At 71.0% G+C, this 22,661-nt stretch carries 19 protein-coding genes; 4 read left to right on the forward strand and 15 right to left on the reverse strand.

Going from position 1 to position 22,661, the window contains the following annotated elements:
* Positions 1 to 41 precede the first annotated feature (41 nt).
* Positions 42 to 461, forward strand: coding sequence for a MarR family winged helix-turn-helix transcriptional regulator (locus ACIQPR_RS37375; RefSeq protein WP_403657859.1), 420 nt, complete (start codon positions 42 to 44; stop codon positions 459 to 461).
* A gap of 37 nt (positions 462 to 498) precedes the next feature.
* Here ACIQPR_RS37375 and ACIQPR_RS37380 read toward each other — a convergent pair whose 3' ends face one another.
* Together ACIQPR_RS37380 and ACIQPR_RS37385 are read right to left on the reverse strand one after the other, a co-directional pair.
* Positions 499 to 1,851 carry a hypothetical protein gene (locus ACIQPR_RS37380; RefSeq protein WP_403657862.1) on the reverse strand — a complete coding sequence of 451 codons (1,353 nt, stop codon included), beginning with the start codon at positions 1,849 to 1,851 and terminating at the stop codon, positions 499 to 501.
* A gap of 49 nt (positions 1,852 to 1,900) precedes the next feature.
* Positions 1,901 to 4,912 carry a glycoside hydrolase family 3 protein gene (locus ACIQPR_RS37385; RefSeq protein WP_403657865.1) on the reverse strand — a complete coding sequence of 1,004 codons (3,012 nt, stop codon included), beginning with the start codon at positions 4,910 to 4,912 and terminating at the stop codon, positions 1,901 to 1,903.
* Positions 4,913 to 5,060: 148 nt separating this feature from the next.
* Here ACIQPR_RS37385 and ACIQPR_RS37390 point away from each other — a divergent pair, with 148 nt between their 5' ends.
* Entirely contained in the window at positions 5,061 to 5,681 is a 621-nt protein-coding gene (locus ACIQPR_RS37390) for a hypothetical protein (RefSeq protein ID WP_403657868.1), read from the forward strand.
* A gap of 33 nt (positions 5,682 to 5,714) precedes the next feature.
* On the opposite strand, the gene cimA is transcribed toward ACIQPR_RS37390, so the two are convergent.
* The 7 genes from cimA to ACIQPR_RS37425 all read right to left on the reverse strand — a co-directional run bounded on the left by cimA (position 5,715) and on the right by ACIQPR_RS37425 (position 14,285).
* Entirely contained in the window at positions 5,715 to 7,319 is a 1,605-nt protein-coding gene (gene cimA / locus ACIQPR_RS37395) for a citramalate synthase (RefSeq protein WP_403657871.1), read from the reverse strand.
* A 342-nt stretch (positions 7,320 to 7,661) separates the two neighbouring features.
* Positions 7,662 to 8,264, reverse strand: coding sequence for a TetR/AcrR family transcriptional regulator (locus ACIQPR_RS37400; protein WP_403657874.1), 603 nt, complete (start codon positions 8,262 to 8,264; stop codon positions 7,662 to 7,664).
* Between the two features lie 17 nt (positions 8,265 to 8,281).
* The gene (locus tag ACIQPR_RS37405; protein WP_403657877.1) at positions 8,282 to 9,298 is read right to left on the reverse strand and encodes an agmatine/peptidylarginine deiminase; all 1,017 of its coding nucleotides are present in this window, start codon (positions 9,296 to 9,298) and stop codon (positions 8,282 to 8,284) included.
* Positions 9,299 to 9,321: 23 nt separating this feature from the next.
* Positions 9,322 to 11,019, reverse strand: coding sequence for an urease subunit alpha (locus ACIQPR_RS37410; RefSeq protein WP_403658172.1), 1,698 nt, complete (start codon positions 11,017 to 11,019; stop codon positions 9,322 to 9,324).
* Entirely contained in the window at positions 10,992 to 11,672 is a 681-nt protein-coding gene (gene ureA / locus ACIQPR_RS37415; RefSeq protein ID WP_403657880.1) for an urease subunit gamma, read from the reverse strand. The genes ACIQPR_RS37410 and ureA overlap by 28 nt, the downstream gene beginning before the upstream one ends.
* A gap of 217 nt (positions 11,673 to 11,889) precedes the next feature.
* Complete coding sequence (locus tag ACIQPR_RS37420; RefSeq protein WP_403657883.1) at positions 11,890 to 12,978, reverse strand: branched-chain amino acid aminotransferase; 1,089 nt, start codon at positions 12,976 to 12,978, stop codon at positions 11,890 to 11,892.
* A gap of 263 nt (positions 12,979 to 13,241) precedes the next feature.
* Positions 13,242 to 14,285, reverse strand: a complete 1,044-nt coding sequence (locus tag ACIQPR_RS37425) for a 3-isopropylmalate dehydrogenase (protein ID WP_403657886.1) — start codon at positions 14,283 to 14,285, stop codon at positions 13,242 to 13,244.
* 142 nt (positions 14,286 to 14,427) lie between these two features.
* Here ACIQPR_RS37425 and ACIQPR_RS37430 point away from each other — a divergent pair, with 142 nt between their 5' ends.
* Positions 14,428 to 15,993 (forward strand): purple acid phosphatase family protein, encoded by a 1,566-nt coding sequence (locus tag ACIQPR_RS37430; RefSeq protein ID WP_403657889.1) that lies wholly within the window; start codon positions 14,428 to 14,430, stop codon positions 15,991 to 15,993.
* A gap of 58 nt (positions 15,994 to 16,051) precedes the next feature.
* On the opposite strand, the gene ACIQPR_RS37435 is transcribed toward ACIQPR_RS37430, so the two are convergent.
* The 5 genes from ACIQPR_RS37435 to ACIQPR_RS37455 form a co-directional block, all read right to left on the reverse strand.
* Positions 16,052 to 16,183, reverse strand: a complete 132-nt coding sequence (locus tag ACIQPR_RS37435; protein WP_019068673.1) for a hypothetical protein — start codon at positions 16,181 to 16,183, stop codon at positions 16,052 to 16,054.
* Positions 16,184 to 16,450: 267 nt separating this feature from the next.
* Positions 16,451 to 16,990 (reverse strand): GNAT family N-acetyltransferase, encoded by a 540-nt coding sequence (locus tag ACIQPR_RS37440; RefSeq protein WP_403657892.1) that lies wholly within the window; start codon positions 16,988 to 16,990, stop codon positions 16,451 to 16,453.
* A gap of 38 nt (positions 16,991 to 17,028) precedes the next feature.
* Positions 17,029 to 17,892 (reverse strand): alpha/beta fold hydrolase, encoded by an 864-nt coding sequence (locus ACIQPR_RS37445; protein WP_403657895.1) that lies wholly within the window; start codon positions 17,890 to 17,892, stop codon positions 17,029 to 17,031.
* 37 nt (positions 17,893 to 17,929) lie between these two features.
* A complete protein-coding gene (pruA, locus tag ACIQPR_RS37450) occupies positions 17,930 to 19,561 on the reverse strand; it encodes an L-glutamate gamma-semialdehyde dehydrogenase (RefSeq protein WP_403657898.1) in 1,632 nt (543 codons plus the stop codon).
* A gap of 186 nt (positions 19,562 to 19,747) precedes the next feature.
* Complete coding sequence (locus tag ACIQPR_RS37455) at positions 19,748 to 20,674, reverse strand: proline dehydrogenase family protein (protein WP_403657901.1); 927 nt, start codon at positions 20,672 to 20,674, stop codon at positions 19,748 to 19,750.
* A gap of 144 nt (positions 20,675 to 20,818) precedes the next feature.
* On the opposite strand from ACIQPR_RS37455, the gene ACIQPR_RS37460 reads away from it, so the two are divergent.
* Entirely contained in the window at positions 20,819 to 22,000 is a 1,182-nt protein-coding gene (locus tag ACIQPR_RS37460) for a PucR family transcriptional regulator (protein WP_403657903.1), read from the forward strand.
* Between the two features lie 19 nt (positions 22,001 to 22,019).
* Here the strand turns inward: ACIQPR_RS37460 and ACIQPR_RS37465 are convergent, their stop codons facing one another.
* Positions 22,020 to 22,607, reverse strand: coding sequence for a TetR/AcrR family transcriptional regulator (locus ACIQPR_RS37465; protein WP_403657906.1), 588 nt, complete (start codon positions 22,605 to 22,607; stop codon positions 22,020 to 22,022).
* Positions 22,608 to 22,661 lie beyond the last annotated feature (54 nt).

The raw sequence follows: 22,661 nt of genomic DNA on the forward strand, positions 1-22,661 counted from the left end.
TTCGACCGCCGAATAGTAAGTCGGTGCGTACGATATCTGCCATGGATCATCTCTCCGAGGCCGCCCGGATCCGTCGTGGTGTCGTCCGGCTGAACCGGCGCCTGCGACAGGAGCGCGGCGAGAGCGGGCTCAGCCCGAACCAGCTGATCGTGCTCGGACATCTGTACCGGCACGGGTCGGCGACGCCCGGCGAGGTCGCGGTGGCCGAGCGGCAGAAGCCGCAGTCGCTCACGCGGGCCTTCGGCGAGCTGGAGGCGGAGGGGTTGATCGCGCGCGAGCCGAGCGCGGTGGACCGGCGGCAGTCCGTGCTCACGCTCACGGCCGCGGGGCGACGGGCGTTGGACCGGGACATGGCCGAGCGGGATGTGTGGCTGGCCGAGGCGCTGGGCTCGTTGAGCGAGACCGAGCGGGGCGTGCTGTCGCTGGCGGGGGCCATCATGGAACGGCTGGCGGGCCATTGAGCAGGGGCGGGCCGGTGTCGGCGGGTTGGTGAGCGGCTCAGAAACCGCCGCCGAAGTCGCCGCCGCCTCCCCCGTCGCCGCCACCCCCGAAGTCGCCGCCGTCGAAGCCGCCGCTGAAGTCGCCGGGGTCGAAGTTCGCGCCGGAGACGTCGCCGCCGTCGAAGCCGGTGGTGCCGAAGTCGCCGTAACCGGTGCCGTAGTCGGAGGCGTAGGACGGGGTGGACATCATGCTGCCCAGGAGGGTGCCGACGAGGAGGCCGGGGAGCAGGCCGCCGCCGAAGTAGCCGCCCGCCCAGGGGCCGTAGGCCGGGCCCGCGTCCCAGTACGGGCGGCGGCCGTGGTCCGTGTCGACCTCGCGGATCAGCGGGTCGTGGCCGTCCGCGAGCCGGGCCTGGTCGGCCGCGCAGACCGGGACCTCGCGGGGCGCGCCGCCGGCCGGGGTCCAGGTCGCGTCGGCGACCGAGGGGCCGTGGCGGGGGTCGAAGAAGCAGGGGGCGCGGCGCTCGGGCAGCGGGCGGCCCTCGCGGCGGGCGGCGAGCTGCGCGAGCGAGAAACGGCCGTCCTCCAGGGCCTGGGTGACGGCCCGCACGTCCTCGGGTTTCGTGGCCGCCGCCATGGACGACTTCGCCTGTTCGTAGGCGTCGAGGGCGCGCTCGTAGTCGGCGCGCATCGCGTCGTCGGCGCGCGGCTCGCCCGGGTGGAAGTCGAGGCGGTCCAGTTCCTCGCCGAACGCGGTGATGTCCTCGTCGACCACCACCCGCAACCGGTCCAGCGCGGCCCGCTGCTCCTCCAGCCTGCGGCGCCGGGAACGCCGCACGAGGGTGTACGCCCCCGCGCCACCGGCCACGAGCACCCCGCCCGCGACGATCAGCGCCGTGCCGGAGATCCCGTCGTCGCTCGAAGAGCCGCCCCAGGACGCGGGCGCCGAGCCGCCCATACTGGCCAGCGCGCGGTCGGTGAAGTCGGTGAGCTGGGTGTTCGCGTCCTCGCCCTGCACGCTGCTGACCAGGTTCCGCACCGCCGCGTTGGACAGGACCCGGGAGTCGGCGCGGGCGTCGAAACGGTCGCCGAGGCGGATCGCGTAGAGGCCGGTGATGCCGGTGGCGGTGCGGAGGTTCGCGAAGAGGTTCGCCGTCGGGTGGTCGGCGGGGAGGACCACGACGAAGACGGGCTTGTCGGCGTCCTTGATCTTCTTGGCGAGGGCGTCGGCGTCCGCGGCCGGCAGCGCGCCGCTCGCGGACGGGTCGACGTAGACCGGGCCCCCGCGCAGGGCCCGGCCGATCGTCGAGACACCGGTGTCCGCGGCGGCCGGGGACACCGTGGCCAGGACGGCGAGCAGCAGGACCAGGAGGAGCCCCGGGAGGCTTCGGGCACGGATCACGGCCTTCATGATTCGACGCTACCCGAAGCCCCCGGAACCGGTCATTCGTAGGAGACGGCTAGGCCGCCCGGTACGCCTCCTCCAGCTTCTTCACGGCTGCCGCGTACTGTCCGGTCAGCAGCAGGTGGTCCGCGTCGGCGAACGGCTTCGAGGCCGCCGGCGTGATGTTCCGGCCGATCCTCTGCTGGACGAGCAGCCGCGCCCGGGTGACGAGCGCGGTGCCCGTCGCCGCCGAGCGGGTCTTCGCCGCCGCGGCCTCCAGCGCCCTCAGGGCGGACGTGCCGCCCGTCGGTGTCTTCGTCAGGGTCGTCAGGCCCCAGCCGTACGGGAACTGCGGATCGTAGGTCGTGTCACCGACGTTGATCGGCAGCTGGGCCTCCGACTTCGGCCAGGTGACGGGGAGTTGGCCGGTGAAGGAGCGCTTGCCGTAGAGGACGTCGGCCACGCCGTCGCCCTCGGTGCCCGGCAGCCAGGAGGCGACCAGGGCGTCGATCTTCGGGAGCCGGTCGCCGATCAGCTGCGGGCGCCCGGAGACGATCAGCACCGCGCACTTCATCGCCGCGCACACCTTGTCGACGGCGGCCTGGTCGGCGGGGGTGAGGGTGAGGTCGTTGCCGTTGCCGACATCGCCGACGCCCTCGGCGTACGGGGTCTCGCCGACCACGACCACGCCGACGTCGTAGCCGCCGGTCGGGGCGGAGGCGTCCTTGGAGTACGTGACGTTCCCGCCGGCGTTTCGCATGCCCTGGAGGATGGTCGTGCCGGTGGTGTTGGTACCGGACGCGCCCTGCCAGGTGATGGTCCAGCCGCCGGTCTGGTTGCCGAGGTCGTCGGCGTTGGAACCGGCGACGTAGACCTTCTGGTTCTTCTTCAACGGCAGGACGCCACCGGTGTTCTTCAGCAGCACCTGCGACTCCGCCGCCGCCTGCCGGGCCACCGCGCGGTGCGAGGTCGAGCCGATCTTCGAGGCGTTGCTCGTGTCGGCGTACGGCTTCTCGAAGAGGCCGAGCCTGAACTTCTGGGTGAGGACGCGGGAGACGGCGTCGTCGATCCGCTGCTGGGTGACGTGGCCCGCCTTCACCTCGGCGATCAGCGTCGAGGTGAAGTCCTTGTAGCCGTACGGGACCATCATCATGTCGACGCCCGCATTGACGGCGGTGTCGACGTGCGCCGCGTAGTCGCCGGGCAGTTGGTCGATGGCGTTCCAGTCGCTGATGACGAAGCCGTCGAAGCCCATCCGCTTCTTGAGGACGCCGTTGATCATGTCGGCGCGGGCGTGCATCTTCACCGGGCCGAGGCCGTCGCCGACGATGTCGAGCGAGGAGTAGGACGGCATGACCGTGCCGATGCCCCGGTCGACGGCCGTCCGGTACGGCGCGAGGTGGATGGCCTCCAGCTGCTGCCGGGTGACGGTGGTGACGCCCTGGTCGATGGTGTAGGTGCCGGTGGTCGAGGAGCCGTAGGCCGTGCCGCCGTCGCCGACGAAGTGCTTGGCGGTGGCGAGGACCTTGTCGTCGTCCTTCAACTGGCTGCCGTTCGCGGCGCCTTGGAGGCCCTGGATCATCGTCTCCATGGACTGCACGAGCGCCGGGTCCTCACCGAAGGACTCGTAGGAGCGGCCCCAGCGTTCGTCGCGGGTGACGCAGAGGCAGGGGGCGAAGTCCCACGGGACGCCGGTGGCGCGGACCTCACTGGCGGTCACCGCGCCTGTCTTCTGGGCGAGTTGGGGGTCACGGGTGGCGCCGATGCCGATGTTGTGCGGCATGATCGTGGCACCGGCCAGGTTGTTGTGGCCGTGGACCGCGTCGACGCCGTAGATCAGCGGGATCTGGAACCGGGTCGCCTGCGCGCGGAGTTGGAAGGAGTCGATCATCTTCGCCCAGGCCGCCGCCGTGTTGGGCGTGGGCGTCGAGCCGCCGCCGGAGAGCAGTGAGCCGAGGTCGTAGGCGGCGATGTCGGCGCCGGTCCCGATGCCGCCGCGTTCGGCCTGGGTCATCTGCCCGGCCTTCTCCTCCGGCGACATCCGCTTGAGCAGGTCGGCGACGCGCTTCTTGACGGGCAACTTGCTGTCCAGGTACGGCAGTCCGTGCGCGTCGATGACGACCTGCGGGATCTCGGCGGGGGCCTTCGCTCCGGTGACCGTGAGTTTCAGCGGGATCGTCTCGGCGCTCTCGGCCGCCTTGTCCCTGAGGGTGCGGACCGTGACGGTCCGGGTGGTGCCGGAGGCGGTGCCCGCCGGGAAGGTGAGTGTGCCGGAGACCGGGGTGTAGTCCTCGCCGGCCGCCGCGGTGCCGCCCTCGGAGGTGTACGCGACGGTCACCGGGTCGTCGATCGGCGCAGAGCCGGTGGTGGCGACGGTGACCTTGACCGTGGCGGTGCCGCCCTCCTTCACCGGGTACACGGCGGAGTCGGTGGTGACGGAGGCGCGCAGGGACTGGTCGGCCTTGCCGTACAACTCGACGTCGTCCATGGCGAACTGGCCCTTGACGCCGACGGGGAGCGTGACCGCGTAGCCCCACATCTGGGTCAGTCCGAGGACGTGGTCGATGCCGCCGACCGGCTGGTAGTCCGTGCGGTAGACGAAGTTCGTGAACGGGATCTCGATCTGCTTCCAGCCGGTGAAGTCGTCCGTGAAGGACGTCGTCCACAGCTCGGAGGCCTCGCCGTTGGCGCCGCCGTCCTTGATCTCGAAGTTGGTGGCCTTGCCGGTGTTCCGGCCGTCCCACCAGAAGCGGATGCCCTGGTGGGCGGACCAGTCGTGGGCGGGCTCGGTGGCGGCGAAGTCGTGGGTGAAGCCGCCGTAGCCGCTGATGTCGTAGGTGCCGGACAGCACGTGCTCGCCCTCGGGGGCGTCCGGTCTCGCGGTCAGGGCCAGCTGGGGCGGGTCGTCGTTGTCGCTCCCCCAGGTGAAGATGCCCTCGGCGGGCTGGCTCGCGAAGGGCACCTCGCCCTCGAAGCGGTCGACGGGCGTGGGGGCGGGGTCGGCGGCGGCTGCCGCCCGGGAGACGGCGGCCGGTGTCAGCAGCGCCGCGCACAGGGCGGTGGAGACGAGCAGGGCGGTTCTTGGCATGGACCTCTGGACCTTCCCTCGGCTCTGGGGCTCTGGTTCACTCTGGTTCGCACAGTTCACTCATGACTTAGATCACGTCGTGAGTTAACTAACGGCCCGACGACCCGTCAAGACGTCTCGTCAGGAAGGGCTAACGCAGCCGTGTCGGTTGTACGACCGCAACCCAACCGCCGCGCAACAGTGGTCGTACGACTCCGCGACCGGTGGTGTGCTGAACGCGGCGGCGTGCGCGGGGGCCGCCGACCAGAAGCGGCGTCTGGCGCAGGGGGAAGTCATGGGGCGCGTTCGGGGGACGGCGGCCGTGCTCGGCACGGTCGTCGGTGCGTTGGTGCTGAGCGGGTGCGGCGCCGTCGATCTGCCGCTGGCCGGGGTGCGTCTCGGGGCGGACGGGGCACCGTACGCGCTCATCCGGCCGTGCGGGGACGACAGTTACCGCAAGCCGTCGCTCGACGGGTCGGCGAAGTCGATCGACGACGGGCCCGTCACCACGGGGTGGGACGTGGCGAAGGAGGAGCTGACGGGGGACGCCGAGTTCCCGCTCTTCTCGCCGCCGGCCGCCTGGCAGGCCCGGCACCGGGGTGCGCGGCGGCTCCTGCCGGCGTACCACTACTCGATCACCTTCGGGCACTACGTCACCGGCGACTCCTACAACGGCGTCGTCACCTTCACGACCGAGGACATCACCGCGCTCGAGCCGGGCCAGGTCTGGGCCGACGACAAGGCCATGAGCCTCGGCGAGTTCGAGAAGCTCGCCGAGGACTCGTGCTGAGCACTCCTGCTGAGCACTCCTGTTGAGGACCGGCTACTCGGCGGGCTCCACGCCCGCGCGGAGCAGGCCGTAGGTGTACGCGTCCTCCAGCGCCTGCCAGGACGCGGCGATGACGTTGTCCGCGACACCCACCGTCGACCACTCGCCCGTGCCGTCGGAGGTGGAGATGAGGACGCGAGTGGTGGAGGACGTGCCGTGGACGCCTTCGAGGATGCGGACCTTGTAGTCGACCAGGTCCAGCTTGGCGAGCTGGGGGTAGAGCTTTTCCAGGGCCACGCGCAGCGCGCGGTCCAGCGCGTTGACCGGGCCGTTGCCCTCGGCGGTGGCGACGATCCGCTCGCCCTTGGCGAACAGCTTGACCGTGGCCTCGTTGGCGTGGCTGCCGTCGGGGCGGTTCTCGACGATCGCGCGCCAGGACTCGACCTGGAAGTAGGAGCGGGCCCGGCCCTCGGCCTCGGCGCGCAGGAGGAGTTCGAAGGAGGCGTCGGCCGCCTCGTAGGTGTAGCCCTTGAGCTCGCGCTCCTTGACCCGGTCGACCACGCGGCCGACCAGCTCGCGGTCGCCGCTGATGTCGACGCCGAGTTCCTTGCCCTTGAGCTCGATGGAGGCGCGGCCCGCCATGTCGGAGACCAGCATCCGCATGGTGTTGCCGACCTGCTCGGGGTCGATGTGCTGGTACAGGTCCGGGTCGACCTTGATGGCGGAGGCGTGCAGGCCTGCCTTGTGGGCGAAGGCGGATACGCCGACGTAGGGCTGGTGCGTGGACGGCGTGAGGTTCACGACCTCGGCGATGGCGTGGGAGATGCGGGTCATCTCGCGGAGCCTGCCGTCCGGGAGGACCCGCTTGCCGTACTTCAGCTCCAGGGCCGCGACCACGGGAAAGAGGTTGGCGTTGCCGACGCGCTCGCCGTAGCCGTTGGCCGTGCACTGGACGTGGGTGGCGCCCGCGTCGACGGCGGCGAGGGTGTTGGCGACCGCGCAGCCGGTGTCGTCCTGGGTGTGGATGCCGAGCCGGGCGCCGGTGTCGGCGAGGACGGTGGCGACGACCGCCTGGATCTGCGCCGGGAGCATCCCGCCGTTGGTGTCGCAGAGGATCACGACGGACGCGCCGGCCTCGGCCGCCGTACGGACGACGGCCTTGGCGTACTCGGGGTTGGCGCGGTAGCCGTCGAAGAAGTGCTCGCAGTCGACGAAGACGCGGCGGCCCTGCGCGGTCAGGTGGGAGACGGTGTCGCGGACCATCTCCAGGTTCTCGTCCAGGGTGGTGCGCAGGGCCAGTTCGACATGCCGGTCGTGGGACTTGGCGACCAGGGTGATGACCTCGGCGCCGGAGTCCAGGAGCGCCTTGACCTGCGGGTCCTCGGCGGCCTTGGCGCCGGCCCGGCGGGTGGCGCCGAACGCGACCAGCTTCGCGTGCTTGAAGTCGATCTCCTGCTGGGCGCGGGCGAAGAACTCGGTGTCCCTCGGGTTGGCGCCCGGCCAGCCGCCCTCGATGAAGCCGACGCCGAAGTCGTCCAGATGCCGGGCGATGGCCAGCTTGTCCGCGACGGTGAGGTTGATGCCCTCCCGCTGCGCGCCGTCACGCAGGGTCGTGTCGAAGACGTGGAACGCATCGTCGAGTGCGCTGGTTTCCGTCATGGTGTCTGGCTCCTGAGGATCTGAATCTCGGTCTGTACCGGAATGACCGGCTCCACCGTCCCTCAATGATCCCTCGCACCGCTCCCCCGGCTGAAGGTGGGCCAGAAAAGCGAAAAACCCCTCGCGGGTGCGAGAGGTCTGCGCGCGGGTCGAGTGACGACGGTGGCCGCCCGTACCTGGTCGTACGAGACGGTCACTGCGGACCGGCGCGCCTGCTGCCAATAATCGTGGCGAACGAGAACACGGGGGCAGTCTGGCACAGCGCCCGCGCTCCGCCCACGGGTGTCTCAGAATGCGGTCGATCACCGCAAAGTCCGCTCCTGCGGCCCCCGGGGCGGCGGATCACGCGTCCGCGAGCAGCCCCTCGGCGATGAACTCCCTTACGTGACCGAGGACTTGGTCCCGGTCCGTGCCGCGCAGCCCGATCGCCACATGGATCGAGAAGCCGTCGAGGAGGGCGCGGAGCCGGGTGGCGAACCGGTCGGGGTCGACGTGGCGGAACTCACCGCGCGAGACGCCCTCCGCGATCAGCGCGACGAGGTCGCGGTGCCAGACGCCCTCGATGGCGGCCTGCCGCTCGCGGGCCTCGGTGTCGGCGTTCTGCGAGCGGTTCCAGACCTCCAGCCACAGCGTCCAGTGCGGGTCGCGGTGGCCGTCGGGGACGTACAGGTCGAGGTACGCGTCGAGGCGTTCGCGGACCGTCGCCGCCGTACGGGTGAGCAGGCGCCCGCGTTCGGCGCCGAGCCGGCCCTCGCTCCACTCCAGGGTCCGCAGCAGCAGTTCGTCCTTGGAGCGGAAGTAGTAGAGGAGGTGGCCGCTGCTCATGCCGACCTCGCGGCCGAGCGCCGCCATGGTGAGTTTCTCCAGACCGCGGTCGGCGATCATGCCCATGGCGGCGGCGAGGACCTCCTCGCGCGGCGGCGCGTTCTTCCGCTCACCGGCCATTCCCGACTCCCTGGGGCCTAGATCTTCGGCTGCTGCTGAGTGACGCAGTGGATGCCGCCACCGCCCGCGAAGATCGTACGGGCGTCCACCGGTGTCACCGTCCGCTCCGGGAAGAGGCGCCGGAAGATCCCGGCCGCGACCTCGTCGTGCGGGTCGTCGAAGGCGCACAGCACGACCCCGCCGTTGCAGAGGTAGTGGTTGATGTAGGAGTAGTCGACCCAGTCGCCGTCCTCGTCCTTGAGGACGGTGGGCGCCGGGACCTCCACGACCTCCAGCGGGCGCCCCCGCGCGTCGGTCTCGGCGCGCAGCAGGGCCAGGTACTCCCGGGAGCGGGCGTGGTCCGGGTGGGCCGGGTCGCGCTGGCTGTGCACCAGTACGGTGCCGGGCCTCGCGAAGGCCGCGACGATGTCGACGTGGCCCTGGGTGCCGTAGCGGCCGTAGTCGCCGGTGAGGCCGTGCGGGAGCCAGATCGCCTTCGTGGTGCCGAGCCTGGCGTGGATCTCCGCCTCGACCCGCGCGCGGGTCCAGCCGGGGTTGCGGGCCGGGCCGAGCTGGACGGTCTCGGTGAGCAGGACCGTGCCCTCGCCGTCGACGTGGATCGCGCCGCCCTCGTTGACGAGCGCGCTGTTGAGGGCCGGTACCCCGGCGAGGTCGGCGACCTGGCGGGCGATCTTCGCGTCGTGCTCCCAGCGGGCCCAGTCCTGGGCGCCCCAGCCGTTGAACGTCCAGTCCACGGCGGCCAGTCGAGAGCCGTCGGTGACGAACGTGGGGCCGATGTCGCGCATCCAGGCGTCGTCGAGGTCGCGCTCGACCAGGTCGACGTCCGGGCCGAGGAGTTCGCGCGCCGAGTCGTGCTGGCCCGGTCCGTGCACCATCGTCACCGGTTCGAAGCGGCGCACGGCACGGGCCACGGACGCCCAGGCGGTACGGGCCTCCGCCAGCTCCTCGTCGGTGGTGAAGGTGGGGTTGGGCCCGGGCCAGGCCATCCAGGTCCGCTCGTGCGGGGCCCACTCGGGCGGCATACGGAAACTCATCAGAAGTCCCAAGTCCTAGCGTTCTAGAGGAAGTAGAGGCGGTTGAGGGCGACCGAGTCGGCGGGCTCGGAGCGGATCGGTTCGCCGTCGAGGGTGACCAGGCCGGTGCGCTGGTCCACGTCGACCGCTCCGGTACGGGAGTTGAGGCGCAGGTCGGCCGGGCCGATGCCGCGCGTTCCGCGAACCGCCACGCGGCGGCGCCGAGTCGGCATGGTGTCGTTGCCCTGGTCGAGGGCCGCCTGGGCGACGAAGGCCACGGAGATGTCGGCGGGTGTCGTGCCGTGCGCGCCGAACTGCGGTCCCAGGACCAGGGGTTCGCAGGTGTCGGTGGCCGCGTTGGGGTCGCCGACCACGCCGTAGGCCGGGAATCCGGACTTCAGCACCAGCTGCGGTTTCGCGCCGAAGTACTCGGGCCGCCACAGCACGAGGTCGGCGAGCTTGCCGACCTCGATGGAGCCGACCTCGTGGACGAGTCCGTGCGCGATGGCGGGGTTGACGGTCAGCTTGGCGATGTAGCGCAGGACCCGCTCGTTGTCGTGGCCGACGTCCGGCGCGCCGAGTTCGGCCTTCATCTTCCCGGCCATCGCGAACGTACGGCGGACCGTCTCGCCCGCCCGGCCCATGCCCTGCGCGTCGGACGAGGTGATGCCGATCGCGCCCAGGTCGTGCAGCACGTCCTCGGCGCCCATCGTCCCGGCGCGGATGCGGTCGCGGGCCATCGCGGCGTCGCCGGGCAGGTCGGTCTTCAGGTCGTGGACGGAGACGATCATGCCGTAGTGCTCGGCGACGGCGTCCCGGCCGAAGGGCAGGGTGGGGTTGGTGGAGGAGCCGATGACGTTCCGGACTCCCGCCATTTTCAGCACGTTCGGGACGTGTCCGCCGCCGCAGCCCTCGATGTGGAAGGCGTGGATCGTACGGCCCTCCAGCACCCGCAGGGTGTCCTCGACGGACAGGCACTCGTTCAACCCGTCGCTGTGCAGGGCGACTTGGACGTCGTGTTCCTCGGCGACCCGCAACGCCGTGTCGAGCGCTCGGGTGTGCGCGCCCATGTCCTCGTGCACCTTGAAGCCGGACGCGCCGCCCTCGGCCAGCGCCTCCACCAGGGGCGCCGGGTCGGAGGACGAACCCCGGCCCAGGAAGCCGATGTTGACGGGCCAGGCGTCGAAGGCGTTGAAGGCGTGGCGCAGTGCCCAGGGCGAGTTGACGCCGACGCCCCAGACCGGGCCGAACTCCTGCCCGATGATCGTGGTGACCCCGGAGGCGAGGGAGGCCTCCATGATCCGCGGCGACAGCAGGTGCACATGCGTGTCGACGGCGCCCGCGGTGGCGATCAGCCCCTCGCCGGAGACGATGGACGTGCCGGTGCCGACGACGACGTCGACCCCGTCGAGGGTGTCGGGATTCCCGGCCCGCCCGATGGAGCAGATCCGTCCCTGTCTGATCCCGATGGACACCTTGCGGATGCCCTGCACGGCGTCGATGACGACGACGTTGCTGACGACGACGTCGCAGGTCTCGCGTACGGCGGCGGCCTTGAGGTGGAGTCCGTCGCGGGCCGTCTTGCCGAACCCGGCCAGGAACTCGTCGCCGTAGCGCTGCGCGTCGGACTCCACTTGGATCGTCAGGCCCGAGTCGCCGAGGCGGATGCGGTCGCCGGCGCGGGGGCCGTGGGTGGCGGCGTACTCGTACGGGTTCACCGCTCGACCCCCAGGTAGCCGCAGGCGCGTGCCCGGCGCAGGGCCTCTTCCCGGGCGCCCGGCGCGTCCAGCGGGCCGTCGACGAGACCCGCGAAGCCGATCGCGATCCGCTCGCCGCCGATCGGCAGCAGGCCCACCTCGGCGCTCTCGCCGGGGCCGAAGCGGACGGAGGATCCGGCGGGCACGGCGAGCCGCATGCCGTAGGCCTCGGCGCGCGGGAAGTCGAGGCGCGGATTGGCCTCGAAGAAGTGGAAGTGCGAGGTGACGGAGACGGGCACGGTCGCGGTGTTGGTGACGGTGAGCCGCAGCGCCACCTCGGGCTCGGTGTGCGCGGGGCCGGGGAGGAGGGCGCCCGGGGCCTCGTCCGCGAGTCCCCCGCCGATGGGGTCGGAGACGACCGCGAGGCGGGAGCCGTCGTCGAAGACGGCCTCGACATGGACCTCGGTGACGATGTCGGCGACGCCCGGCAGTACGTCGTCGGGGCCGAGCACGGAGCGGGCGCGCTCGACGGCCTCCGCCAGCCGCCGTCCGTCCCGGGCGGCCTCGCAGACGGTGTCCGCGACGAGCGCGGTGGCCTCCGGCACGTTGAGCCTGAGGCCGCGGGCCTTGCGGGCGCGGGCCAGCTCGGCGGCCGAGAACAGCAGCAGCCGGTCGCGTTCCGTAGGGGTCAGTCTCATCCCACATCCCTCCTTTAGAGCATCACTCTAAACCTTGAAACCCCTCCTTGGAATGCCTGACGCGCTCGTCACGCTCGGCTCACATTGAACGTCACTCTAAGAACGAGAGAGTGTTCCACGCGGTCGTCGGAACGGTGTGCACGCTGTCGACGGCACGGACGACGGAGGCCGCCGCGGACACCGGGTCCGCGACGGCCTCCGAAGGGAGCGGTCGTGCCTAGCCCAGCGGGTGCATCCACCCGTGCTTGTCGGGGGTGTCGCCGCGCTGGATGTCGAGGAGCGCGCCGCGCAGGCGCAGCGTGACCTCGCCGGGCTCGCCGCCGGACTGCTGCCACTCGGCGCCGGTGCGCTTGACCGTGCCGACCGGGGTGATGACCGCGGCCGTGCCGCAGGCGAAGACCTCGGTCAGCGTGCCGTTCTCCGAGTCGCGCTGCCACTGGTCGATGGAGATACGGCCCTCCTCGGGCTCGTAGCCGAGGTCGCGGGCGAGGGTGAGGAGGGAGTCGCGGGTGACGCCCTCCAGGATGGAGCCGGTGAGGGTGGGGGTGACGATCTTGTTGCCGTACACGAAGTACAGGTTCATGCCGCCGAGTTCCTCGACCCAGGTGCGCTCGACCGCGTCGAGGTAGCAGACCTGGGCGCAGCCCTGTTCGGCGGCCTCGGCCTGGGCGAGGAGGGAGGCGGCGTAGTTGCCGCCGGTCTTGGCGTCGCCCATGCCGCCGGGGACGGCGCGGACGTGGTCCTCGGAGACCCAGATGGAGACGGGCTTGACCCCGCCGGGGAAGTAGGCGCCGGCCGGGGAGGCGATGACCAGGAAGAGGTACTCGTTGGCGGGCTTCACGCCCAGGCCGACCTCGGTCGCGATCATGAACGGGCGCAGGTAGAGGGACTCCTCGCCGCCGTGCGCCGGGACCCAGTCGCGGTCCTGCCGGACCAGCACGTCACAGGCCTCGATGAACGTCTCGACCGGCAGCTCGGGCATGCCGAGGCGGCGGGCGGAGGTCTGGAAGCGCCTCGCGTTCTTCTCGGGGCGGAAGGTGGCCACCGAGCCGTCGGCCTGCCGGTACGCCTTGAGTCCCTCGAAGATCTCCTGCGCGTAGTGCAGGGTCATGTTCGCGGGGTCGAGGGAGAGCGGGCCGTAGGGCACGAGCTGGCCGTCGTGCCAGCCGCGGCCCTCGGTCCACTTGATCGTCACCATGTGGTCGGTGAAGTGGCGGCCGAACCCGGGGTTCGCCAGAATCGCGTCCCGCTCGGCGGCGGAAAGTGGCGAGGCCGAGGGCTTGAGCTCGATCGTGGGCGTCGTCATGAGTGGTTGTCCTTCACCGGTTGTGTGTGACGGGCCGCGCTCACGCCCTCGACTGCCAGTGGCCAGTGTTAGGACGTCCGAGCATTCCCTCATTCCGCGGCTCCGCGTTCGATTGTCGCGCGCGGAGGGCCGTGGACGAAAACGGCGTGAATGCGACCCAGGGATGATGGTGGCACCCGGCGGGGACGTAAGAAAAGCCGCCGGGTGCGGTTGCGACCCGGCGGCTTCGAAATACTGCGGGAGATTTCGAGTGGCGCGGCGGGTCAGCCGGCTACTCGTACGGCGAGCGCGTCGCCGATCTCGGTGGTGCTGCGCGCGGGCTTGCCGGTGCGCTCCGCGAGGTCGGCGGAGACGGCCTCCTCGATGCGCACGGCCTCGGCGTCGTAGCCGAGGTGGCGCAGCAGGAGGGCGACGGACAGGACCGTGGCGGTGGGGTCGGCCTTGCCCTGGCCCGCGATGTCGGGCGCCGAGCCGTGCACGGGCTCGAACATCGAGGGGAAGTCGCCGGACGGGTTGATGTTCCCGCTCGCGGCGACGCCGATGCCGCCGGAGACGGCCGCGGCGAGGTCGGTGATGATGTCGCCGAACAGGTTGTCGGTGACGATCACGTCGAAGCGGGCCGGGTCGGTGACCAGGTAGATCGTCGCCGCGTCCACGTGGATGTAGTCGGTGCTGACCTCGGGGAACTCGGCCGCGACCTTGTTGAAGACGTTCGTCCACAGGTGGCCCGCGAAGGTCAGCACGTTGTTCTTGTGGACCAGCGTGAGCTTCTTGCGCGGACGGGCCTGGGCGCGGGCGAAGGCGTCCCGGACGACCCGCTCGACACCGAAGGCGGTGTTGACGGAGACCTCGGTGGCGACCTCGTGCTCGGTGCCCTTGCGGATGGTGCCGCCGTTGCCGGTGTACGGGCCCTCGGTGCCCTCGCGGACCACGACGAAGTCGATCTCCGGCTCGCCGGCGAGCGGGGTCGCCACACCCGGGAGCAGCTTGCTCGGCCGCAGGTTGACGTGGTGGTCGAAGGCGAAGCGGAGCTTCAGCAGGAAGCCGCGCTCCAGCACTCCGGACGGGACGCTCGGGTCGCCGATCGCGCCCAGCAGGATCGCGTCGTGCGGCTTCAGCGCGGCCAGGTCGGCGTCGGTGAGGGTCTCACCGGTCGCGTGGTAGCGGCGGGCGCCGAAGTCGAACTCCTTGGTCTCCAGCTTCACGTCCTGCGGAAGGACGGCGGAGAGGACCTTGAGACCTTCGGCCACGACTTCCTGACCGATGCCGTCACCGGGGATCACTGCGAGATCGATGCTGCGAGACATGCCCGCCACCGTACTCCTCGTCCCATGGGATGACACAGGGCGTCCATGATACGGACACTCCAGGGCTACCGGCGTCGGCCGTTCGACGTACGTTCACCCTTGCGCATGGACCCCGTTGAGGTCCGCTGGGAACTTCATCGACATGGAGACACCAGACGTCGGCATCCCGGAACACCTCGCGGTCCGGATGAGCATGGCCGAGCAGTACGAGTACCTGCGCACGAAGCTGACCCGGCGCCGCACGCTGGTGACGGCGGGCATGGTGGCGGGCGGCCTGCTGACGGGATGCGCGGGCAAGGGGACCACCAACGGCAAGGCGGCGACGGCCCCCTCCCCCGCCACCTCGAAGGTGCCCGGCGCGGTCGTCACCCCCTTCGGCCGCCATCTCGCCTTCGGCACCGACCCGAAGACGGGAATGCGGATCTCCTGGCAGGTCCCGTTCGCGGTCAGGAAGCCGTACGTGCGCGTCGGGACGAAGCCGGACGACCTCGGCCGCCGGATCACCGCCGAGGTACGGGCCCTGCACACCCCCGGCCTGACCGGCGTCCGCCAGGCCGTCGAGCAGTACTACGTCCACGCGGCCCTGGACGGCCTGCGCCCCGGCACGACGTACTACTACGGCGTCGGCCACGAGGGCTTCGACCCGGCCGCCCCGGCCCACCGCTCGACGATCGGCTCCTTCCGCACGGCGCCGGCGAGCCCGGAGAAGTTCGTGTTCACGGCCTTCGGCGACCAGGGCGTGAGCAACGCGGCAGCCGCCAACGACCACGTGATCCTGCGCGAGAACCCCGCGTTCCATCTGCACGCCGGTGACATCTGCTACGCGGACACCAACGGGCAGGGCAGGACGAGCGACGGCTACGACCCGACGTACTGGGACCTGTTCCTCAAGCAGAACGAGGGCGTCTCGCGGACCGTCCCGTGGATGGTGACCACCGGCAACCACGACATGGAGGCCTGGTACTCCCCCGACGGCTACGGCGGCCAGCTCGCCCGCTGGACGCTCCCGGACAACGGCTTCGACCCGTCGCACGCGCCGGGCGTGTACTCCTTCGTCTACGGCAACGTCGGCGTCGTGGCGCTCGATGCGAACGACGTGTCGTACGAGATCACCGCCAACCTCGGCTACTCGGGCGGGAAGCAGACGCGGTGGCTGGACCGCAGGCTGCGGGAGCTGCGGGCCGCGCAGGGGGTCGACTTCCTCGTCGTCTTCTTCCACCACTGCGCCTACTCGACCTCCGCGCACGCCTCGGACGGCGGAGTACGGGCGGAATGGCTGCCGCTGTTCGCGAAGCACCAGGTGGACCTGGTGATCAACGGGCACAACCACGTCTACGAACGGACCGACGCGATCAAGCAGGGCGCGGTCGGCCGGGCGGTCCCCGTCGGCGGGTCCACCGATCCGACGAAGGACGGGATCGTCTACGTCACGGCGGGCGGCGGCGGCCGTGACCTGTACGGCTTCCCGGCGGGCGTCAAGGAGAGCTACGAGGGGCACGTCACGCGGCACGGGACGGTCGACACCATGCAGTGGACGAAGGGCCAGCACAGCGCGCCGGAGACGGTGGAGTGGTCGCGGGTGCGCTACCGGGGCTTCTCGCTGCTCTCGGTCGAGGCGGAGAGCGGCAGCGCGCCGAGGCTCAACGTGTCGGCGCTGGACCAGAACGGCAGGCGCATCGACCACTTCGAGGTGCGGCGCGGTCGGTGAGACCGCGCCGCACCCCGTGCGGGCGCGGCTCCCGGCTGATGGGTGGTGTTACTGCGGCTCAGTGGCCGGTCTCGCCGCCGTTGTCCCGGCGGTCGAGGGCGCGCTGGAGGGCGGCGGCGGCGTTCTTGCGCTCGGACTCGCTGGTGCGGGTCACGTGACGGACGCGGCGGCGGACGGTCGTCTCGGCCATGGAGAATCGACTCCTTCGACAATTCCGGGAGTACTGAAGGGGGTTACGAGACGCCGGAGAGGGCGGGGAGCGACGGACCACAGGGGTTGCCTGCGCGGTGTCCGGCTCACGACCGCCATTCGCTTGGTCGAGCGAGACGTTCGGCTCCTACAAAGCTAGGACAGGACCGCGCATCTGTCTCCACAATTACTCGGACTTCCTACTATCTGAGACGGTGAAACGAGTCACAGACAGCTGACCTGCGGTTTCACCGAAAGCGGCGAGGCGTCAGAGCACGTCTCCGTCACGCCAGTCGAAGAGGAGCTCGGCGTCGAGGTCGAGGGGCCCGGCGAGCGCGGCGCGGACATACGTGCTGTCCTCCTCCTCGGGCAGATGGACGATGCCGTCCGGGCCGAGGGCGGAGATCCTGCCGCCCCACAGCCGCCAGCCGCGCGCGGTGTAGAGGCGGGCGCCGTCGTCGCTGGCGCCGAGCAGACCGACGTCGTAGGCGTGGTCGACGATCCGCTCCAGCTCGGCCATGACCTGCCCGCCGTACCCGCGCCGCCGGGCGTCGGGCCGCACGCCCACGCCCTCGACGTACCCGACCCGCAGCCAGCGCCCGCGATGGCGCACCCGGCGCATCACCACCGAGCCGTGCGCGACGAGCCCGTCCTCGTCGGCGAGCAGGGCGTGCACGCCGCCGAGGCCGTGCTCGAAGTCCTGGTCGGTGAGATCACCGGCGAAGGCGGCGTCCAGCAGGACGCGGACGGCGCGGAGGTCGGCCGGGGTGAGGTCGGCCGTGTGGGCGGTGCGCATACGGATGGTCACGGGGCCAGTATCGGAGACACGGGCTCATGACGTGGCCGTCATCGCCGCATCACTGTCATGAACGCATCGCAGAAACCCCGAGGCTCCTCGACCCACGGCAGATGCCCGGCACCGGGCAGGGTCACCCGCAGGGCTTGGGGGAGCGCGTGCTCCAGGGAGTCGACGGCCGAGCGGGGGCGGATGTCCCGCTCCCCGTCGACGATGAGGACGGGGAGGTCGAGGGCCTGGCAGGCGGCGTACAGGGCGGGGGTGCCGACGGTCCGGCCCGCCTCGACGTTCAGGGCCTTGTTGCAAGGGGAGTTGATGGGGAACCACGGGTCGGCCATCCGCTCCGCGTGCGCGAGGGCCCGCTCCCGGTCCTCGAACTCGGCGGACCACTGGAGCACGGCCCGTTCACGGCTGTCGCCGGGCAACTCCCTCCAGCGGGCGAGCCGTTCGGGATCCTCGCCTAGCCGGGCCAGCAGGTTCGCCTCGAAGGCGCCGTGCCAGTCGGCGTCCGGTCCGATGCCGGTGCCGCTGACGTAGATCAGCGCGGCGACCCGGTCCGGGTGGGCGAGGGCGTAGCGCAGGGCGAGCGAGGCGCCCCAGGAGTGGCCCAGCAGGATCGGCCGTTCCAGTGCGAAGTGCCGTCGTACGGTGTCGAGATCGGCCACGAACCGTCCGATGGTCCACGGGCCCGCGCACGGCTCGGACCGCCCGCAGCCCCGCTGGTCCCAACGGACCACCGCGGTGAGGGAGTCGAGCATCGCGGCCACGTCCTCGGACATGTCCCACAGGCCGGGCCCGCCGTGGCACAGCAGCACGGGTGGGGTGCCGGGTGTGCCACGGCCGGACCGGGCGGCCCACAGCCGTACTCCGTCGTCCGTCGTAACCGCCGTGTCCTGCCTGAGGGTTGGGGTCATGACGGGGAGTCTGCCCGCTGCGGGCGCCCGGTGGTGGTCAGCCCATGTGCGGATACGTGTAGTCGGTCGGTGCCACCAGGGTCTCCTTGATCGCGCGGGTCAGGGTCCAGCGTGTCAGGTTCTGCGGGGCGCCGGCCTTGTCGTTGGTGCCGGAGGAACGGCCGCCGCCGAAGGGCTGCTGGCCGACGACCGCGCCGGTGGACTTGTCGTTGATGTAGAAGTTGCCGGCCGCGTAGCGCAGCTTCTCCATCGTGTACGCCGCCGCCGCACGGTCGTTGGAGATGACCGAGCCCGTCAGCGCGTAGTCGGAGACCGACTCCATCTGGGTCAGCATCTCGTCGTAGGCGTCGTCCTCGTAGACGTGCACGGCGAGGAACGGGCCGAAGTACTCGGTGGTGAACACCTCGTTGGCGGGGTCGTCGCACTCGACGACCGTCGGGCGGACGAAGTAGCCGACCGAGTCGTCGTACGAACCGCCCGCCACGATCGTGCAGTTGGGGTCCGCCTTCGCGCGGTCGATGGCCGCCTTGTTCTTGGCGAACGCGCGCTCGTCGATGACCGCGCCGATGAAGTTCGACAGGTCGGTGACGTCACCCATCGTCAAGTGGTCGACCTCGGCGGCGAATTCCTCCTTGAAACCGGAGTTCCAGATGGACGCCGGGATGTACGCGCGCGACGTGGCGCTGCACTTCTGGCCCTGGTACTCGAAGGCACCGCGGGTCAGCGCGGTCTTCAGCACCGCGCGGTCCGCGCTCGGGTGGGCGACGACGAAGTCCTTGCCGCCGGTCTCGCCGACCAGGCGCGGGTAGGACCGGTACTTCTCGATGTTGGTGCCGACCGTCTTCCACAGGTACTGGAAGGTCCTGGTGGACCCGGTGAAGTGGATCGCGGCGAGGTCGCGGTGCTCAAGGGCCACCTTCGACACCTCGATGCCGTCGCCGGTGACGAGGTTGATGACGCCCTTGGGCAGCCCCGCCTCCTCCAGCAGCCGCATGAGCAGGACGGCGGAGTGGGTCTGCGTCGGCGACGGCTTCCACACCACCACGTTGCCCATGAGCGCGGGCGCGGTCGGCAGATTGCCCGCGATGGCGGTGAAGTTGAAGGGCGTGATCGCGTAGACGAAGCCTTCGAGCGGGCGGTGGTCGAGGCGGTTCCAGACGCCCGGGGAGTTCGCCGGGGGCTGCTCGGCGAGCAGGTCGCGGGCGTACTTGACGTTGAAGCGCCAGAAGTCGACCAGCTCGCAGGGGCAGTCGATCTCGGCCTGCTGGGCGGTCTTGGACTGCCCGAGCATCGTGGAGGCGGCGAGGGTCTCGCGCCAGGGGCCGGAGAGCAGTTCGGCGGCGCGCAGGATGATCGCGGCGCGGTCGTCGAAGGACATCGCGCGCCAGGCGGGCGCGGCGGCGAGGGCCGCGTCGATCGCGTCCTGGGCGTCGTCCTGGGTGGCGTTGGCGTAAGTGCCCAGCCGCGCCTTGTGGTTGTGCGGCTGGACGACGTCGACGCGCTCGCCGCCGCCCATCCGCCGCTCGCCGCCGATGGTCATCGGCAGGTCGAGCGGGTTCTCGGCCAGCTCCTTGAGCTTGACCTCCAGACGGGCGCGCTCGGGCGAGCCGGGCGCGTAGCCGTGCACCGGCTCGTTGACGGGGGTGGGGACCTGGGTCACAGCGTCCATGAGATCCGTAACTCCTTGTACGTGAGCGGGTGTTGGGGTCGATCCCCCGGGTCAGCCCTTGGTGAGGGTCGAGCGCGCGAAGAACAGCAGGTTGGCCGGCTTCTCCGCGAGGCGTCGCATGCTGTGCCTGCCCGGGGGACAACCCCCGGACCCCCGGCGGACATACCTCGGCGCGGGCGTCATCTCTCAGCCCCGGGTCAGCATGCTGCGGGCGAAGAAGCGTAGGTTGGCCGGCTTCTCCGCGAGCCGTCGCATGAAGTAGCCGTACCAGTCCGTCCCGTAGGCCGTGTAGACGCGCATCCGGTGGCCCTCGGCGGCGAGTCGCAGGTGCTCGTCGCTGCGGATGCCGTAGAGCATCTGGAACTCGTACTCGTCGGGCTTGCGCCCCGCGCGCCGGGCCAGTTCCTGGGCGATGGAGATGAGGCGCGGGTCGTGGGAGCCGATCATCGGGTAGCCGGAACCCTCCATCAGGATCCGCAGGATCCGGACGTACGCCTTGTCGATCTCGTGTTTCTGCTGGTAGGCGACCTCGGCGGGCTCCTTGTAGGCGCCCTTGACGAGCCGCACGCGGCTGCCGGCCGCGGCGAGGCGGCGGGCGTCGGACTCGGTGCGGAAGAGGTAGGCCTGGATGACGCAGCCGGTCTGCGGGAAGTCCTTCCGCAGTTCCTCGTGGATCGCGAACATCGAGTCGAGGGTGGTGTGGTCCTCGGCGTCGAGCGTGACGGTCGTACCGATGGCGGCGGCGGCCTCGACGACGGGCCGGACGTTGGCGAGGGCGAGTTCGTGGCCGCCGTCCAGCGCCTGGCCGAACATCGACAGCTTGATCGACATCTCGGCCCGGGTGCCCAGTTCGAGGTCCGCCAGCCGCTCGACGAGGGTCAGATAGGCGTCGCGGGCGGCGGCGGCCTGCTCGGGGGTGGTGATGTCCTCGCCGACGACGTCCATCGTCAGCTCCAGGCCCTTGGCGGTGAGGTCCTGGACGATCGGCACGATCTCGTCGACGGTCTCGCCGGGGATGAAGCGGTCCACGACCTGCTTGGTCACCGGCGCCGCCGAGATCAGCCGACGCATCTGGTCGCTGCGCGAGGCGGCGAGAATCACGGGACCCAGCACGGGGGTACCTCCAAGCAGTCGGACATACGGGCAACCACCGTGAAACCTAGGGTTGTCTCCGATCGTCGGCCATCGACAGCTGTCACGCATCCGTGCCGCAGATCTCAGACAGATGTATGAAGGCGGCGCGGAACCGGCGGGAGAATGCGCGAGAATGCCCGGGTGACATCCGATTCCAGAGGCGACTACCAGGAGCTCGTGGACGAGATCTCCGAGCTGCTCGGCGCCCCGGCGACCCTGGAGAACCGCGACTTCGAGCTGATCGCCTTCGGGGTCTACGACGGCGAGGGCGACCTCGACCCGACCGCCCTGGACCCGGTCCGCACCCGCTCGATCCTCACCCGGCGCTCCACCGCGGCGATCCGCACCTGGTTCGAGGGCTTCGGCATCACCCGGGCGACCGGCCCGGTCCGCATCCCGCCCACCCCCGAGGCGGGCGTGTACCGGGGCCGTATCTGCCTCCCGGTACGCCATCGGAGCGTCGTCCTCGGCTACGTCTGGCTCCTGGCCGACGATCCCGGCCCCACCGCCCCACAACTGGACGCGGCCATGGAGGTGACGGCCCGCATCGGCGCCCTGCTCGCGGACGAGGCGCAGCACGGCGCGGATCTCGGCCGGGAGCTGCGGGCGGTGCTGACCGCCGGGCGGGACTGGCAGGGGGACATGGCGGTGGCGGCCCTGCGCACGGCCCTCGGCCCGCGCGGCGACGGACCGTACGCGCTGGTGTGCGTCGCCCCCTGGCCGTCCGCCGACCCGGACGACGCCCCCTCGGCCCGTACGGTCCCGCACGCGACGGCGCTGTGCACGGTCCCGTGGGGCACCGCCGGCCAGTGCCTGGCGGTGCTGGTCCGGCTGCGCTCGACGGACGTGGGCACCCCGGCGGCGACGGCCGCGGCCCGCCTCCTGAAGGACGGCGACCGGGCGGCCGGAGTCGGCGCCCCGCGCACCGACCTCACCGGCCTGGCCACCGCCTGGCAGGAGGCCACGGCCGCCTGCCGCGCGGCCCTCGCGGAACCCCGCTTCGCCCCGGTGGCCGACTGGTCCCGCATCGGCCCGTACCGCCTGCTGACCACGCTCGCCCCGGAGTCCGCCCACGACCCCGCCGTGGCCCCCCTCCTCTCCCCCACCCACCACGAACTCGCCCGCACCGCCGAGGTCTACCTCGACCGCGCGGGCCAAGCGGGCCGCACGGCGGCCGAGTTGGGCATCCACCGCCAGACGCTGTACTACCGGCTGTCCCGGGTGGAGCAGTTGACGGGACTGGACCTCGACGACGGGGAGGACCGGTTGTTGCTGCACATGGTGTTGAAGGGGGCGCGGCTGTAAGGCGGTTCGGGCCGGCCGCTCAGGCGGTCCCGCCCGCCGCCTCCAGCACCTGCCGCAGCCCCTCCGTGAGTTGTTCCGCGTCCGGTGCGCTGGTCGGGTCGAAGTTCCACTGGGCGATCAGGCCGGTGATCAGGGTCATGTAGAACGCGCCGAGGGAGTCCGCGGTCCCGTCGGAGACGTCCGTCTCGGGCACGCCTGTCATCAACGCGACCATGCCCCGGCCGCCTTCGCGCTGGGCGCGGGCCAACTGGTCGCGTACGTCGGGGAGTTTGTCGCCCATGGTCATGATCTCCATGCCGAGGCCCCACATCGAACCGGGCACGCTCATGGTGGCGACGATGTTCGAGAACACCGCCCGGAAGCGCTCCAGCGAACCGGGGGCGCCGGGCAGCTCCGTGCCCTCGCCGCCCTCGAAGGCGTCCGACGTCTGCTCCACCAGCGCCAGGTACGCCTGCGCGAGCAGCGCGTCCTTCGAGCCGTAGTGGTAGCCGATGGACGCGAGGTTCGTCCCGGACTCCTTCACGATGTCGCGCGCCGTGGTGCGCGCGAAGCCCTTCTCCAGCAGGCAGCGCTTCGCGCCTTCGAGCAGATCCTCACGGTGTCCCATGCCCGTCACCCTACCGCCGATCCATACAGGCGTCTCAGACAAATGAATTATACG

This window comes from Streptomyces sp. NPDC091280, from assembly GCF_044768565.1.
Classification (GTDB): Bacteria; Actinomycetota; Actinomycetes; order Streptomycetales; family Streptomycetaceae; genus Streptomyces.

What these genes read in the sequence shown, in the direction of transcription:
- ACIQPR_RS37375 (WP_403657859.1), top strand. Translation starts at nt 42, where the DNA reads ATGGATCATCTCTCCGAGGCCGCCCGGATCCGTCGTGGTGTCGTCCGG.
- ACIQPR_RS37380 (WP_403657862.1), bottom strand. Translation starts at nt 1,851, where the DNA reads ATGAAGGCCGTGATCCGTGCCCGAAGCCTCCCGGGGCTCCTCCTGGTC.
- ACIQPR_RS37385 (WP_403657865.1), bottom strand. Translation starts at nt 4,912, where the DNA reads ATGCCAAGAACCGCCCTGCTCGTCTCCACCGCCCTGTGCGCGGCGCTG.
- cimA (WP_403657871.1), bottom strand. Translation starts at nt 7,319, where the DNA reads ATGACGGAAACCAGCGCACTCGACGATGCGTTCCACGTCTTCGACACG.
- ACIQPR_RS37400 (WP_403657874.1), bottom strand. Translation starts at nt 8,264, where the DNA reads ATGGCCGGTGAGCGGAAGAACGCGCCGCCGCGCGAGGAGGTCCTCGCC.
- ACIQPR_RS37405 (WP_403657877.1), bottom strand. Translation starts at nt 9,298, where the DNA reads ATGAGTTTCCGTATGCCGCCCGAGTGGGCCCCGCACGAGCGGACCTGG.
- ureA (WP_403657880.1), bottom strand. Translation starts at nt 11,672, where the DNA reads ATGAGACTGACCCCTACGGAACGCGACCGGCTGCTGCTGTTCTCGGCC.
- ACIQPR_RS37420 (WP_403657883.1), bottom strand. Translation starts at nt 12,978, where the DNA reads ATGACGACGCCCACGATCGAGCTCAAGCCCTCGGCCTCGCCACTTTCC.
- ACIQPR_RS37425 (WP_403657886.1), bottom strand. Translation starts at nt 14,285, where the DNA reads ATGTCTCGCAGCATCGATCTCGCAGTGATCCCCGGTGACGGCATCGGT.
- ACIQPR_RS37430 (WP_403657889.1), top strand. Translation starts at nt 14,428, where the DNA reads ATGGAGACACCAGACGTCGGCATCCCGGAACACCTCGCGGTCCGGATG.
- ACIQPR_RS37435 (WP_019068673.1), bottom strand. Translation starts at nt 16,183, where the DNA reads ATGGCCGAGACGACCGTCCGCCGCCGCGTCCGTCACGTGACCCGCACC.
- ACIQPR_RS37445 (WP_403657895.1), bottom strand. Translation starts at nt 17,892, where the DNA reads ATGACCCCAACCCTCAGGCAGGACACGGCGGTTACGACGGACGACGGA.
- pruA (WP_403657898.1), bottom strand. Translation starts at nt 19,561, where the DNA reads ATGGACGCTGTGACCCAGGTCCCCACCCCCGTCAACGAGCCGGTGCAC.
- ACIQPR_RS37460 (WP_403657903.1), top strand. Translation starts at nt 20,819, where the DNA reads ATGCGCGAGAATGCCCGGGTGACATCCGATTCCAGAGGCGACTACCAG.
- ACIQPR_RS37465 (WP_403657906.1), bottom strand. Translation starts at nt 22,607, where the DNA reads ATGGGACACCGTGAGGATCTGCTCGAAGGCGCGAAGCGCTGCCTGCTG.